Source organism: Microbacterium sp. AG238 (assembly GCF_003610405.1).
Taxonomy (GTDB): domain Bacteria; phylum Actinomycetota; class Actinomycetes; order Actinomycetales; family Microbacteriaceae; genus Microbacterium.
This window is the reverse complement of record NZ_RAQC01000001.1, coordinates 1,159,622-1,173,132: the sequence shown is the minus strand read 5'-3', so window position 1 is coordinate 1,173,132 and position 13,511 is coordinate 1,159,622. Positions and strand designations below refer to the sequence as shown.

Below are 13,511 nucleotides of genomic sequence, written 5' to 3'. Positions count from 1 at the left end.
ACGACCACCCCTAGGAAGACCGATGGAAGGAGACACCATGTCCCGTGACCAGTACACCTTCGTCAACCCCGCCGAGCTGTACGCGGACATCGAGCCCGAGAAGCAGCACATGGATGAGCCGGGCCTCGACGCCGACCTCACGCCGAAGGCCGACCTCGGCGAGGAGAGCTACCGCGGCAGTGGCCGCCTCACCGGGCGCAAGGCGCTCATCACGGGCGGCGACTCGGGGATCGGCGCGGCGACCGCCATCGCCTTCGCCCGCGAGGGAGCCGACGTGGCCATCTCGTACCTCCCCGAGGAGGAAGAGGACGCCCAGCGCATCGCCGGGATCCTGAAGGATGCCGGTGTGACCGTCGCGCAGCTCCCGGGCGACCTGCGCGATCCGGAGTACTGCCGCTCGCTCGTCGCCGACACCGTCTCGGCACTCGGCGGAATCGACATCCTCGTCAACAACGGCGGCAAGCAGATCTTCCAGTACGAGCTGGCCGATCTGACCGACGAGCAGTTCGACGACACCTTCAAGACCAACGTCTACGCGATGTTCTGGATCACGAAGGCCGCGCTCCCGCACCTGCCGGCCGGCGCCTCGATCATCAACACCACGTCGATCCAGGCCTACTCGCCGTCGGAGACGCTCGTGGACTACGCCTCGACGAAGGCGACGATCAACACGTTCACCAAGGCCCTCGCCCAGCAGCTCGCACCGAAGGGCATCCGCGTGAACGCGGTCGCACCCGGCCCGATCTGGACGCCGCTGCAGCCGAGCGACGGCCAGCCGCAGGAGAAGATCGACAGCTTCGGCGAGGAGACGCCGCTCGGGCGCATGGGCCAGCCTGCCGAGCTCGCTCCCGCTTACGTGTTCCTCGCGTCCGCGGAGTCGAGCTATGTGGCGGGGGAGACCCTCAATGTCAACGGCGGCATGCCCACGCCCTGACGTCGTCGCGAGGAAGTGCGCCGGTGGCCGCGGCTGCCGGCGCACTTCTTCCCGGTATTGATTGTGCACAACCCAGTTGTGTACAGTGCAGATATGGAACCGACGCAGCACATGGTCTGCTTCTCGCTCTACGCCGCGTCGCGCGCGACGACGAAGGCGTACGCGGCCCTCCTCGAGCCGCACGGCCTGACCTACCCGCAGTACCTCGTGCTCGTGCTGCTGTGGAACCGCGACGGGCGCAGCGTGCGCGACCTGGGCGAGGCGCTCGACCTCGATTCCGGCACGCTGTCGCCGCTCCTGCGCCGGATGACGCGCGACGGTCTCGTCGAGCGCGAGCGCGGTGGTGCCGACGAGCGTGTCGTGACCGTCTCGCTCACGCCCCGCGGCCGCGAGCTGCGCACCGAGCTCTCCCATGTCCCCGCCTGCATCGCGGAGGGGATGGGTGTGACCGTCGACGGCGCCCGGCACCTGATCGCCGCCCTCACCGACCTGGCCGACGGCATGCGCGACGCCGCGGACGACCTGCGCGCGGCTCCCCGCGCCGCGAAGACCACCCCCCACAAGGAAATGAAGGAGGAGCACGCATGAGCGCTCTCTACACCGCCGAAGCACTCTCGACGGGCGCCGGCCGCAACGGACATGTCCGCAGCACGGACGGTCGCGTCGATCTCGAGATGGCCATCCCGAAGGAGATGGGCGGATCGGGCAACGGCTCGAACCCCGAGCAGCTGTTCGCCGCCGGTTACGCCGCCTGCTTCCACTCCGCCCTGCAGATGGTGGCGCGGTCCAAGAAGATCGACGTGACCGACTCCGCCGTCGGCGGTCAGGTGCAGATCCACCCGACGGATGCCGGCGGGTTCTCGCTCTCCGTCGTGCTCGAGGTCGTGCTGCCCGGTGTCGACCACGAGGTCGCTCAGGGGCTCGCCGACGCCGCGCACCAGGTCTGCCCGTACTCGAACGCGACGCGCGGCAACATCCCCGTCGAGATCACGGTCTCGGAGGACTGACCCCGGCGTCCCCGCGTCGAGTGCTCAGATGCGCACGACGCGGGGACGGTGCCGCACCTCGCGGTGCAGCCGCTCCATCTTCGCGTCGAGCTCGGCCGCCGTCTCGGCGGCGTCCTTGAGCTCCGCGATCAGCTCCGCCGGCACGTTCGCGGCGAACTTGTAATAGATCTTGTGCTCGAGGCTGGCCCAGAAGTCCATTGCGATGGTGCGGAACTGCACCTCGACGGGCACAGTGATGCGACCGGTCGAGAGGAAGACGGGCACCTCCACGATCGCGTGCAGACTCTTGTAGCCGTTGGGCTTGGGCTCGGCGATGTAGTCCTTGACGGTCCGGACCTCGATGTCGTCCTGGGCGGTCAGCAGGTCGAACAGGCGATAGGCGTCCTGCGTGAAGCTGCACGTGACGCGCACGCCGGCGATGTCGGTGATGTGCTCGCGGATCGACGCGAACTCGGGCTCGACGCCCTTTCGGACGACCTTCTCGACGATGCCGTCGGGTGACTTCAGCCGGCTCGAGAGATGCTCGATCGGGTTGTAGTCGTGCAGCTGCTGGAACTCGTCGCGCAGGATCTGCAGCTTCGTCTCGATCTCCTGCATGCCGAAGCGGTACTCCAGGAGGAACTGCTGGAACTCGTCACGCAGGCTGCGCAGCTCCTGGGGTGAGAAGTTCTGCAGGCCGTCGGTGATCGAGAGCGGGGGCACGGAGCTGCCGGACGTCATGGGACCGACGGTACAGAGGCGGCATCGGCGGCGGCTGTGAGGATCGTCGGTCGTTCGCCGGAGGCGCAACCCCCGACCCGGCGGGTGTCGGAGCCCGGCGCTACCATGAACCGTCCGGCCGACTCGCTCAAGGAGACCCATGCTCGGCAAGCTCCTGTTCCGCTACCTGCGCACCTATCGGTGGCTTCTCCTGGGCGTGCTGGTGTTCCAGTTCGGCTCGGCGATGGCTTCGCTCTACCTCCCTCGCCTGAACGCCGACATCATCGACAACGGCGTCGCTCGCGGCGACACGGCATACATCTGGTCCCGCGGCGCCATCATGCTCGTCATCGCCCTCGGGCAGATCGTCGCGTCGGTCATCGCCACCCTGTGCGCGGCCCGTGCCGCGATGGCCGCGGGGCGCGACATCCGCCGTGACGTGTTCGAGAAGGTCAGCGGGTTCTCCGAGCGCGAGGTCTCTCGCTTCGGCCCGGGCACCCTCATCACCCGCAACACGAATGACGTGCAGCAGGTGCAGATGCTCGCGATGATGGGTGCCACGATGCTGGTCACCGCGCCCATGCTCGCGATCGGCGGCGTCATCATGGCGCTGCAGCAGGATGTCGGGCTGAGCTGGCTCATCGGGGTCGCGGTGCCGCTCCTGCTCGTCGTCGCCGGGCTCATCATCGGCCGGATGGTGCCGCTGTTCCGGCAGTTCCAGACCCGCCTCGACAACGTCAACCGGATCATGCGCGAGCAGCTGACGGGGGTCCGCGTCGTGCGCGCGTTCGTCCGTGAGCGCATCGAGGAGCAGCGGTTCCGCGGGGCCAACACCGACATCATGATCGTCGGGCGCAAAGTCGGATCGCTGTTCGTGCTGATGTTCCCGCTGGCGATGCTCGTGCTCAACGTCACGGTCGTGGGTGTGATCTGGTTCGGTGGCATCCAGGTCGACCAGGGCAACGTGCAGATCGGCACGCTCTTCGCCTTCATGCAGTACGTGGGTCAGATCCTCATGGGGGTGCTCATGGCGACCTTCATGACGATCATGATCCCGCGTGCCGCCGTATCGGCCGACCGCATCGGCGAGGTGCTCTCGTCGCACGATGCCCTCGAGCGGCCCGCGGCACCGGTGCGCGAGTTCCCCGAGCCGGGCGCCATCGTGTTCGACGACGTCTCGTTCACCTACCCGGGTGCGGACGCGCCGGTCCTCGAGGGCATCTCGTTCCGCGCGGCACCGGGAGAGACCGTCGCCGTGGTGGGATCGACGGGGTCGGGTAAGACGACGCTGGTCTCGCTCATACCCCGACTGTTCGATGTGACGGGCGGCGCGGTCACGGTCGCCGGCGTCGACGTGCGGCAGGCCGACCTCGACCTTCTCTGGGGCGGTATCGGCTATGTGCCGCAGCGCGCCTTCCTGTTCACCGGCACGGTCGCCTCGAATCTGCGGTTCGGCCGCGAGGAGGCGACCGACGACGAGCTGTGGAAGGCGCTCGAGATCGCTCAGGGACGTGACTTCGTCGCCGAGATGGAGGGCGGTCTCGACGCGCGTATCGCGCAGGGAGGCACGAACGTCTCCGGTGGACAGCGTCAGCGGCTCGCCATCGCCCGGGCCATCGTGCGCCGCCCCGACGTCCTGGTCTTCGACGACTCGTTCTCGGCGCTCGATCTGACCACCGACGCGCGCCTGCGCGAGGCGCTGTGGCGAGAGCTGCCGGAGGTCACGAAAATCGTCGTCGCACAGCGCATCTCCACGGTGACCGGCGCCGACCGCATCCTCGTCCTCGACGACGGGCGGATGGCGGGGCTCGGCACGCACGACGAGCTCCTCGAGTCCAACGAGACGTATCGCGAGATCGTCGAATCGCAGCTGGGAGTGGACGCATGAGCGCCGACAACCTCACCGACGACGAGCGCTCCGAGCTCGAGCTGGCCGAACAGGCCCGTCAGAACTCGGGCAGCTGGGACAGCGTGGCTCCCGGCAAGGCGGCGAAGTTCGGACCGAGCTTCCTGCGCATGATCGGGCTCCTGCGCCCGTACGCCCTCGTGTTCGGCCTCATGACGGTTCTCGGCGCCGTCGGGGTGGTCCTCGCCGTCCTGGCGCCCCGCGTCCTCGGCGACGCGACCAACCTGATCTTCGAGGGAGTCGTCTCCGCGAACCTCGGCTCGCAGTTCCCCGCGGGAACGAGCCAGGAGGATGTCGTCGCAGCCCTCAACGCAGCGGGTCAGACCGACGTCGCGAACCTCGTCAGCGCGATGCAGAACTTCCAGGTGGGCGCCGGCGTCGACTTCGACCGGCTGAAGTGGGTCGTCGTCACGGTGCTCGCGATCTACGTCGGGTCGGCCGTGCTGACGTGGCTGCAGGGCTTCGTCATCAACATCATCATGGTGCGCACGATGTGGCGCCTGCGCGAGTCGGTCGAGGCGAAGATCAACCGGCTGCCGCTGGCGTACTTCGACCGTGTGCAGCGCGGCGAGCTGATCTCGCGCGTCACGAACGACATCGACAACATCACGCAGACGATGCAGCAGTCGCTCTCGACGGCGCTCACCAGCGTGCTGACCGTCGTCGGCGTGCTCTTCATGATGTTCTCGATCTCGTGGCAGCTCGCGCTCGTCGCGCTCGTCTCGCTGCCGCTCATGGCCGTGATCTTCGGCGTCATCGGACCGCGGTCGCAGAAGGCCTTCGCGGTGCAGTGGCGTAAGGTCGGGCGCCTCAACGCGCGCGTCGAGGAGTCGTTCTCCGGTCACGCTCTCGTGCGGGTGTACGGCCGTGAGCGCGACGCGCGCGAGAAGTTCGCGGCAGAGAACGACGAGCTGTTCGAAGCAGCCTTCAAGGCGCAGTTCCTCTCGGGCCTGATCATGCCGGGCATGACCTTCATCGGAAACCTCACGTACGTCGGAATCGCCGTGCTCGGCGGACTGATGGTCGCCTCGGGGCAGCTGCGACTCGGTGATGTGCAGGCCTTCATCCAGTACTCGCAGCAGTTCACGCAGCCGCTCTCCGAGCTCGGGGGCATGGCTGCGGTCGTGCAGTCGGGCACTGCGTCGGCAGAGCGTGTATTCGAGCTGCTCGACGAGGACGAGCAGGAGCCCGATGCCCCGGAGGCCGAACCGGTGCGCGGCGGCCGTGGCGTGATCGAGTTCGAGCACGTCCGGTTCGCCTATTCGCCCGACAAGCCCCTCATCACCGACCTGACGTTCCGGGTCGAGCCGGGGCAGACCGTCGCGATCGTCGGTCCGACCGGTGCGGGGAAGACCACGCTCGTGAACCTGCTCATGCGCTTCTACGAGCTCGACGGCGGCCGCATCCTGCTCGACGGTCAGGACATCTCCGAGCTCTCCCGCGACGACGTGCGCTCGCGCACGGGCATGGTGCTGCAAGACCCCTGGCTCTTCGCCGGGACCATCCGCGACAACATCCGTTACGGCCGCGAGAGCGCGACCGACGACGAGATCGTCGAGGCGGCGATCGCGACGCGCGTCGACCGGTTCGTCCACTCGCTGCCCGACGGGTACGACACGGTGCTCGACGAGGATGCCGCGAACGTCTCGGCCGGCGAGAAGCAGCTCATCACGATCGCGCGCGCCTTCGTGGCGCAGCCGGCGGTGCTCATCCTCGATGAGGCGACGAGCTCGGTCGACACGCGTACCGAGCTGCTGCTCCAGCAGGCGATGTCGGCGCTGCGCGAAGGACGCACCTCGTTCGTCATCGCGCACCGGCTCTCGACCATCCGCGACGCCGATCTGATCCTCGTGATGGAACACGGCGACATCGTCGAGAAGGGTTCGCACGACGAACTGATCGCCGCTCAGGGCGCCTACTGGCGCCTCTACCGATCGCAGTTCGAGCAGGCGGCGACGGAGCAGGTGGAAGCGGTCGCCGAGCTCGGTTCGGTAGACGACGAAGCGGACAGCCGGCCGGTCTCCGCCGATCGGTAGTCTGAACGAGGCGGATCGGCGCCCGACGCGAGAGAAGGCAGAGTTGAGCGGTTCTACGCCTGCGGGCTGGTACGACGACGGTCACGGCGCGTTGCGGTGGTGGGACGGTGCGGGCTGGACCGAGCACACCCACACCCCTGTCGAGCCCTCGCCCGAGCCGCAGCCCGAGCCTTCGGTCGAAGAGGCGCCGATCGAAGAGCCACCGGCGGTGACGGAGGCATCGATCGCCGAGAGCCAGCAGAGTCTCGCGGCATCCGACACCGCCTCGCCGACCGACACGCTGCCGCCCATCCCGCCCGCGCCGGGCGGCTATGCCCCGGTCTATCCCGGCGCACACCCCACGACGGCGACGGCGGCGATGACCGGAGCCCGCGGCGAGGACATCCCTCCTCCGGCACGTCGCTCGAAGCTCTGGATCCTCTTCGTCGCGCTCGGCGCCGTACTCATCGGTCTCATCGTTCTCGCGGCCGTGCTCATTCCGCGTTTCGTGGCCGACATCCTCTCCCCGAGCGCCGACCGCCCGGGTTCGAGCTCGGTGCAGGGGGCCGATCTGCGTGCGGCCGAAGACGTCGTCGATGCTTACGACGACGCGTGGGACGACATGGACTGCGCGGCCTATCAGGCGATCGTCACCCCCGAGTTCCTCTCGAGCGGCGGGCTGTCCGACTGCGCCGACTTCGCGCAGGCCGCGCTCGAGTTCAACAACTCCGTCGAGGACTACGACATCAGCTTCATCTCGACGACCCGCGAGGGAGACACGATCTACGTCCAGACCGTCGAGACCTTCACCCAGACGGCCGATTCCGCCGGCGCTCCGCTCGAGAACCCCGTTCCGAGCAGCTTCTCGGCGCTGTACACGCTCGTTCCGGGCGGCTCCGGCTGGCTCATCGACGATTACGTCGAGCAGTGATGGGGGAGCGGGGTGCGCGCCGGAGCGCGCGGTTCTACCTGGCGTGCGCCGGGGTCGGGCTCGCGGCTGGCCTGCTGTCGGGACTGTTCGGCGTCGGCGGCGGAACGGTCATCGTGCCGCTCCTGGTCCTGCTGCTCGGGTTCGATCAGCGGCTCGCCGCCGGGACCTCGCTCGCCGCAATCGTCCCCACCGCCTCGGTCGGTGTCATCTCCTACGCGGTCACCGGTTCGGTGGCCTGGATCCCGGCGATCATCCTCGCCGCGGGTGCCGTGATCGGTGCGCAGATCGGCAGCTGGCTGCTGGCCAAGATCCCTCAGAACGCGCTGCGATGGGGCTTCGTCGGCTTCCTCGTCGTCGTCATCGTGATGCTCTTCATCGTGGTGCCCTCGCGTGATGCCGTTCTCGAGCTGAGCTGGCCCGTCGGCATCGGGCTCGCCGGGCTCGGACTCTTCACCGGCATCATGGCCGGTCTGCTCGGTGTGGGCGGCGGAGTCATCGTCGTGCCGGCGCTGATGTTCCTCTTCGGCACGAGCGACCTCATCGCCAAGGGCACGTCTCTGCTGATGATGATCCCGACCGCGATCTCGGGCACGGTCGGCAATGCCCGCCGACGCAACGTCGACCTCGTGGCGGCCCTGGTCGTCGGCCTCGCCGCCTGCACCACGACCGCGGTCGGCGCCTGGATAGCGATCCTCCTGAACCCGCTCACCGCCAACATCCTGTTCGCCGCGTTCCTCACCTTCATCGCCTCGCAGATGGCGGTGCGCGCCGTCAAGACGCACCGCGCGGCGCGGGCCGGGAAGCGGGCTGCGCTGTCGTCGGAGGGCCACCGGTAGAATCGGACGGTGTCCGTGAACCCCGATCTGGTCGAACGCGCCTTCGCGCCGACCGCCCCGTACCTCGTGGGTCGCGAGAAGGTGCGCGAGTTCGCCCGCGCCGTCTTCGCGACCGACCCGCAGCACACCGACCCTGAAGCGGCGCGCGCCTTGGGTTACCCCGACGTGGTCGCGCCCCCGACCTTCGCGATGGTGATCCAGGACCTCACGCTGCAGCAGCTGCTGGGCGAGCCCGACTCGGGCATCGCCCTCGAGCGCACGGTGCACGCCGAGCAGCGCTTCCGCTACACCCGGCCGATCGTGGCGGGCGACGAGCTCACCGCGCAGCTCTCGGTGACCGGCATCCGTGCTTTCGGCAAAGGTGCCATGGTGACCAGCGAGGCCGAGATCCGTGACGTCGCCGGCGACCACGTCGTGACCGCCGTCTCGGTGCTGCTGATCGGAGGGGAAGACGCATGAGCGAACTCACCGTCGGAACCGTCGTCGCCGAGCGCACCGTCGAGCTCACCCGTGAGTCGCTCGTGCGTTACGCGGGAGCGTCGGGGGACTTCAACCCCATCCACTACCGCGACGACGTCGCCACCCGCGTCGGCCTGCCCGGTGTGCTCGCCCACGGCATGCTGACCATGGGTCTGGCCGTCGAGACCATCGTCGAGTGGCTCGGCGACAGCGGTCGCATCGTGGAGTACGGCGTGCGGTTCACCCGTCCTGTCGTCGTCGATCCCGAGACGGGCGCGACCCTCACCGTCGTCGCGAAGGTCGGGGCGGTCGACGAGGGCGTCGCCCGCATCGACCTGACCGTCAGCCACGCCGACACCGTCGTGCTCGGCAAGGCCCAGGTGCGCGTCCGCACCGCGGAGTGACCGTGGCTGACATCGAACCGCGGCCCCTCGCGGAGCTGACCACGCTGCGCGCGGGCGCGGCGCCCGAGCGCATGGTCGAGGTGCACACGACAGACGAGCTCGTCGCCACGATGAGGGAGCTGTGGGGGGCGCACGAGCCGTGGCTCGTCGTCGGGGGCGGGTCGAACCTCCTCGCGGGCGACGAGCCCTTCGAGGGCACTGTCGTGGCGATACGCACGACGGGCATCGAAGAGCTGCCGTCGCCGCATCCGGGCCGCATCCGCCTGAAGGCGCGGGCCGGGCACTCGTGGGACGACCTCGTCGAGTACGCCGTCGCGGCGGGCCTCAGCGGGATCGCCGCGATGTCGGGCATCCCGGGCACGGCCGGAGCGGCACCCGTCCAGAACATCGGTGCATACGGTCAGGAGGTCGTGCAGACGCTCGTCGAGGTCGAGCTGCTCGACGAGTCGACGGGAGACGTCAGCGTCGTGCCGGCGTCCGAGCTCGGGCTCGGCTTCCGCACGTCCGTGCTCAAGCATCACCACGGGTCGGTCGCGGCGCGGTCCGCGGTCATCCTCTCGATCACGTTGGAACTCGATCAGGTCGGACACGGCGAGTTCGCGATCCGTGGCCCGCAGCTGCGCGGCGCTCTCGGGCTCGATCCCGAGGCCACCGTGTCGCTGCGATGGGTGCGCGAGACCGTGCTCTCGGTGCGCGCCAGCAAGGGGATGGTGCTCGACGACGCCGACCCCGACACCTGGAGCGCCGGGTCGTTCTTCCAGAACGCCGTCGTCACCGCAGCATTCGCACGGACGCTGCCCGACGCGTGCCCGCGCTGGCCGGTGGCTCCCGATCCGGTGGCCGACCGGGTGATCCCGCTCGCGGAGTACTACGGCGTCTCGCCGACGGGCGCGGTGGCCGAACCGGACGTCAAGGTGAGCGCTGCCTGGCTCATCGAGCACGCGGGAATCGGCAAGGGCTTCTCGCTGCCCGGCTCGCGGGCGGGGCTGTCGACCAAGCACGCCCTCGCCCTCACCAACCGCGGGGGAGCGACGGCGGACGAGCTCGCCGCGCTCGCCCGGTTCGTGCAGCAGCGCGTCCAGGCCGAGTTCGGTCTGATCCTCCAGCCCGAGCCCGTGCTGGTCGGCGTCGAGCTCTGACCCGGTTCCCTCAGCCGTCGACTCGCCATGAACGGCGGGTACGAGTGCCCCGGGACCCGCCATTTCTGGCGAGTCGACGGGTCAGGGAGAGGGGAACCAGGGAACCTCAGGAGAAGAGGCGCTGGAGGCGCTGGATGCCTTCGAGCAGCTGGTCGTCGCCGAGCGCGTACGACAGGCGCAGGTAGCCCGAGGGGCCGAAGGCCTCGCCGGGCACGACGGCGACCTCGGCCTGCTCGAGGATCAGGTCTGCGAGCTCGAGGCTCGTGTTCACCTCGGTGCCGCCCCACGAGCGTCCGAGCAGACCGGTGACGTCGGGGTAGACGTAGAACGCCCCGAGGGGAGTGGGAACGTCGACTCCGGGAATCTTCGCGAGCTCGTCGACGATCAGGCGGCGGCGACGGTCGAAGGCGAGCCGCATCTGCTCGGCCTCGTCCTGCGGTCCCGTGAGTGCTGCGAGGGCGGCGCGCTGCGCGACGTTGTTGACGTTCGACGTCAGGTGCGACTGCAGGTTTCCGGCGAGCTTCATGGCGTCGGCGGGGCCGACCATCCAGCCCACCCGCCACCCGGTCATCGCGTAGGTCTTGGCGACACCGTTGACGAGGATCGTCTGGCGGGCGAGCTCGGGAACGGCCTCGACGATCGAGACTGCGCGGGTGCCTTCGTAGACGAGGTTCTGGTAGATCTCGTCGCTGATGACCCAGATGCCGTGCTCCAGCGCCCACTGGCCGATGGCCGTCGTCTCTTCGGGGGTGTACACCGAGCCCGTCGGGTTCGAGGGCGAGACGAAGACGAGCGCGGTGGTCCGCTCGGTGCGCGCAGCCTCGAGCTGCTCGACGGTGACCTTGTACTCCTGGTCGGCGCCGGCGAAGACCTCGACCGGGATGCCGTCGGCGAGGGCGATCGCTTCGGGGTAGGTGGTCCAGTAGGGAGCCGGCAGCAGCACTTCGTCACCCGGGTTCACGACCGTCTGGAAGGCCTGGTAAACCGACTGCTTGCCACCGTTGGTCACGATGACCTGCGAGGGCTGCACCTCGAGGCCCGAGTCGCGCAGCGTCTTGGCGGCGATCGCCTCACGCAGCACGGGGAGGCCGGCGGCCGGGGTGTACCGGTAGTTGGCAGGGTCGGCGAGAGCGTGCTGGGCGGCCTCGACGATGAACTGCGGCGTCGAGAAATCGGGCTCCCCGGCCGCGTACGAGATGACCGGCCGGCCGGCGGCCTGCAGGGCCTTGGCCTTCGCGTCGACCTTGAGGGTCGCCGACTCGGCGATGGCGGAGAGCTTGCGGGACAGCGGTGCGCGTTCGGTCACCCTTCGAGAGTAGCGGCGTGGTCCACCGAATGGTGGACGGGGATCGACCGGATGACCCCTGCCGCACCGGCGCCGCACGCGGCACGCTGGAGACATGACCACGAGAGCGAGCGCACCGACCGTCGTGCGCGGCCTGACCAAGAGATACGGCGACGTGACGGCCGTCGACGACGTGAGCTTCGACGTGCCCGCCGGCGGCGTGTTCGCGTTCCTCGGGACGAACGGAGCCGGCAAGTCCACGACGATCGGAGCCCTCACGACGGTGATCGAGCCGGATGCCGGTCAGCTCGAGGTCGCCGGTCACGACGTCCTGGCCGATGGCGACGCGGTGCGCCGGGCGATCGGCGTCGTCTTCCAGGATTCCCTGCTCGACTCGGCCCTCACCGTTCGCGAGAACCTGACGGTGCGTGCGCGCCCCTACCTCGGTTCGACCGCCGCGATCCGCGATCGCATTCAACGGCTCGCCGACATCATCGACCTCGGCGAGTTCGTCGACCGCCGCTACGGGCGGCTCTCGGGAGGTCAGCGTCGACGGGCCGACATCGCCCGGGCGCTCCTGCACGACCCGGAGATCGTCTTCCTCGACGAGCCGACGACCGGGCTCGACCCCGCGAGCAGGCAGATGGTGTGGCGGACGATCCACGAGCTGCGCGAGCGCGTGGGGCTGACGGTCTTTCTCACGACCCATTACCTCGAAGAGACCGAGGAGGCCGACCAGGTGTGCATCATCGACCGCGGGCGTATCGTCGCCGACGGCACTCCAGCGCAGCTGCGCGCGCGGTACAGCTCCAGCATCCTGTCGCTCGTCACCGCCGCCGGCCCCGAGAGCATCGCGGTGGCGGATGCCGCCGAGGCGCGGCGGATCCTCGCCGAACGGGGCGACGCCGTCCTCGACTTCGAGTTCCGGCACGGGCGCATGGACGACGTCTTCCTCGCGCTGACCGGCCAGGCGGCGACCGGGCAGGCGGCGACGGGGGAGGCGACGCGATGAAGACCGTGCAGGCCTACGTCGGGCGCAATCTCCGGCTGTTCTACCGAGACCCGCTCGGGGTGTTCTTCTCTCTTACCGGGGCCCTCGTGGTGTTCCTGCTGTACGCCCTGTTCCTCGGGCAGATGCAGGTCGATTCGCTCGCGGCGACGCCGGGGTTCGACGCCGATGCGGCCCGCGACTTCGTCGACTCGTGGATGTTCGCCGGGGTCGTCGCCGTCGCCGCCGTCACGACCCCGCTCGGTGCGCTGTCGACCTTCGTCGAAGACGCCGCGACCGGACGGTTCCGCGACTTCCTCGTCTCACCCGTGCGTCGCGCGCAGCTCGTGCTCGGGTATCTCGGGTCGGCGTTCATCATCGGCCTGATCACCACGCTCATCGTGCTCGTCGTGGCCCTCGCCTACCTCGGGCTGACCGGCCGCACCCTGCCCGACGCCGGACAGATCACCCGCATCGTGCTGTGGACCGTGCTCTCGGTGGCGGCGTACACGGCGCTCTGGGCGTTCGTGGTGTCGTTCCTGCGCACGAGCGGCTCGTACTCGGGGCTGTCGACGCTCGTCGGAACCCTGACCGGCTTCGTCGCGGGGGCGTACATCCCCGTCGGCTCGTTCCCCGACGCGGTGCGGGATGCCGTCGGCGTCCTCCCGTTCGCCCAATCGGCGATGCTCGTCCGACGCGAGTTCGCCGTCGATCCGCTCGATCGCCTCGCGAGCGGCGCTCCCGGCGCAGTCGAGGAGCTGAGCCGGATCTACGGACTCGACCTTCAGGTGGGGACGGCGACCGTACCGGTCTGGGTCGCGGCGGTCGTCCTGGCTGTGGTTGCCGTCGCGTTCACGGTGCTCGCCGCCGCCCGCATCCGCGCCCGCATCCGCTGAGGGCAGGATGGT

14 protein-coding genes are annotated in these 13,511 nt (G+C 69.2%); 12 read left to right on the top strand and 2 right to left on the bottom strand.

The window, feature by feature from the left end:
• The first annotated feature begins 37 nt into the window (after positions 1 to 37).
• The 3 genes from DEU36_RS05570 (at position 38) to DEU36_RS05560 (ending at position 1,941) form a co-directional block, all read left to right on the top strand.
• A complete protein-coding gene (locus DEU36_RS05570) occupies positions 38 to 934 on the top strand; it encodes an SDR family oxidoreductase (RefSeq protein WP_112616993.1) in 897 nt (298 codons plus the stop codon).
• Between the two features lie 93 nt (positions 935 to 1,027).
• Complete coding sequence (locus DEU36_RS05565) at positions 1,028 to 1,522, top strand: MarR family winged helix-turn-helix transcriptional regulator (protein WP_259455228.1); 495 nt, start codon at positions 1,028 to 1,030, stop codon at positions 1,520 to 1,522.
• A complete protein-coding gene (locus DEU36_RS05560; protein WP_120263283.1) occupies positions 1,519 to 1,941 on the top strand; it encodes an organic hydroperoxide resistance protein in 423 nt (140 codons plus the stop codon). Before DEU36_RS05565 ends, DEU36_RS05560 begins: the two co-directional genes overlap by 4 nt.
• A 24-nt stretch (positions 1,942 to 1,965) precedes the next feature.
• Here DEU36_RS05560 and DEU36_RS05555 read toward each other — a convergent pair whose 3' ends face one another.
• Positions 1,966 to 2,661 (bottom strand): GTP pyrophosphokinase family protein, encoded by a 696-nt coding sequence (locus DEU36_RS05555; RefSeq protein ID WP_120263282.1) that lies wholly within the window; start codon positions 2,659 to 2,661, stop codon positions 1,966 to 1,968.
• Positions 2,662 to 2,800: 139 nt separating this feature from the next.
• Here DEU36_RS05555 and DEU36_RS05550 point away from each other — a divergent pair, with 139 nt between their 5' ends.
• Genes DEU36_RS05550 through DEU36_RS05520 form a run of 7 tightly spaced genes read left to right on the top strand, consistent with a single transcriptional unit; the run spans position 2,801 to position 10,330 of the window.
• Positions 2,801 to 4,528 carry an ABC transporter ATP-binding protein gene (locus DEU36_RS05550; protein WP_120263281.1) on the top strand — a complete coding sequence of 576 codons (1,728 nt, stop codon included), beginning with the start codon at positions 2,801 to 2,803 and terminating at the stop codon, positions 4,526 to 4,528.
• Entirely contained in the window at positions 4,525 to 6,582 is a 2,058-nt protein-coding gene (locus DEU36_RS05545) for an ABC transporter ATP-binding protein (protein WP_120263280.1), read from the top strand. Before DEU36_RS05550 ends, DEU36_RS05545 begins: the two co-directional genes overlap by 4 nt.
• Before the next feature lie 43 nt (positions 6,583 to 6,625).
• Entirely contained in the window at positions 6,626 to 7,492 is an 867-nt protein-coding gene (locus tag DEU36_RS05540; protein WP_120263279.1) for a DUF2510 domain-containing protein, read from the top strand.
• Entirely contained in the window at positions 7,492 to 8,328 is an 837-nt protein-coding gene (locus DEU36_RS05535; protein WP_120263278.1) for a sulfite exporter TauE/SafE family protein, read from the top strand. The genes DEU36_RS05540 and DEU36_RS05535 overlap by 1 nt, the downstream gene beginning before the upstream one ends.
• Before the next feature lie 9 nt (positions 8,329 to 8,337).
• Positions 8,338 to 8,787: a MaoC family dehydratase N-terminal domain-containing protein gene (locus tag DEU36_RS05530; RefSeq protein WP_120263277.1), complete on the top strand. Its 450-nt coding sequence runs from the start codon at positions 8,338 to 8,340 to the stop codon at positions 8,785 to 8,787.
• The gene (locus tag DEU36_RS05525; protein ID WP_120263276.1) at positions 8,784 to 9,191 is read left to right on the top strand and encodes a MaoC/PaaZ C-terminal domain-containing protein; all 408 of its coding nucleotides are present in this window, start codon (positions 8,784 to 8,786) and stop codon (positions 9,189 to 9,191) included. Before DEU36_RS05530 ends, DEU36_RS05525 begins: the two co-directional genes overlap by 4 nt.
• Positions 9,192 to 9,193: 2 nt before the next feature.
• Positions 9,194 to 10,330, top strand: coding sequence for a UDP-N-acetylmuramate dehydrogenase (locus DEU36_RS05520; protein WP_120263275.1), 1,137 nt, complete (start codon positions 9,194 to 9,196; stop codon positions 10,328 to 10,330).
• A gap of 106 nt (positions 10,331 to 10,436) precedes the next feature.
• Here the strand turns inward: DEU36_RS05520 and DEU36_RS05515 are convergent, their stop codons facing one another.
• Entirely contained in the window at positions 10,437 to 11,636 is a 1,200-nt protein-coding gene (locus DEU36_RS05515) for a pyridoxal phosphate-dependent aminotransferase (RefSeq protein ID WP_120263274.1), read from the bottom strand.
• Between the two features lie 94 nt (positions 11,637 to 11,730).
• Between DEU36_RS05515 and DEU36_RS05510 the strand changes: the two genes are divergently transcribed.
• Together DEU36_RS05510 and DEU36_RS05505 are read left to right on the top strand one after the other, a co-directional pair.
• Positions 11,731 to 12,627 carry an ABC transporter ATP-binding protein gene (locus DEU36_RS05510; RefSeq protein WP_120263273.1) on the top strand — a complete coding sequence of 299 codons (897 nt, stop codon included), beginning with the start codon at positions 11,731 to 11,733 and terminating at the stop codon, positions 12,625 to 12,627.
• Entirely contained in the window at positions 12,624 to 13,499 is an 876-nt protein-coding gene (locus DEU36_RS05505) for an ABC transporter permease (RefSeq protein WP_120263272.1), read from the top strand. Before DEU36_RS05510 ends, DEU36_RS05505 begins: the two co-directional genes overlap by 4 nt.
• Positions 13,500 to 13,511 lie beyond the last annotated feature (12 nt).

Excerpts from the sequence above, each read along its gene's own strand:
- DEU36_RS05570 (WP_112616993.1), top strand. The coding sequence starts at position 38 with ATGTCCCGTGACCAGTACACCTTCGTCAACCCCGCCGAGCTGTACGCG.
- DEU36_RS05565 (WP_259455228.1), top strand. The coding sequence starts at position 1,028 with ATGGAACCGACGCAGCACATGGTCTGCTTCTCGCTCTACGCCGCGTCG.
- DEU36_RS05560 (WP_120263283.1), top strand. The coding sequence starts at position 1,519 with ATGAGCGCTCTCTACACCGCCGAAGCACTCTCGACGGGCGCCGGCCGC.
- DEU36_RS05555 (WP_120263282.1), bottom strand. The coding sequence starts at position 2,661 with ATGACGTCCGGCAGCTCCGTGCCCCCGCTCTCGATCACCGACGGCCTG.
- DEU36_RS05550 (WP_120263281.1), top strand. The coding sequence starts at position 2,801 with ATGCTCGGCAAGCTCCTGTTCCGCTACCTGCGCACCTATCGGTGGCTT.
- DEU36_RS05545 (WP_120263280.1), top strand. The coding sequence starts at position 4,525 with ATGAGCGCCGACAACCTCACCGACGACGAGCGCTCCGAGCTCGAGCTG.
- DEU36_RS05535 (WP_120263278.1), top strand. The coding sequence starts at position 7,492 with ATGGGGGAGCGGGGTGCGCGCCGGAGCGCGCGGTTCTACCTGGCGTGC.
- DEU36_RS05525 (WP_120263276.1), top strand. The coding sequence starts at position 8,784 with ATGAGCGAACTCACCGTCGGAACCGTCGTCGCCGAGCGCACCGTCGAG.
- DEU36_RS05510 (WP_120263273.1), top strand. The coding sequence starts at position 11,731 with ATGACCACGAGAGCGAGCGCACCGACCGTCGTGCGCGGCCTGACCAAG.
- DEU36_RS05505 (WP_120263272.1), top strand. The coding sequence starts at position 12,624 with ATGAAGACCGTGCAGGCCTACGTCGGGCGCAATCTCCGGCTGTTCTAC.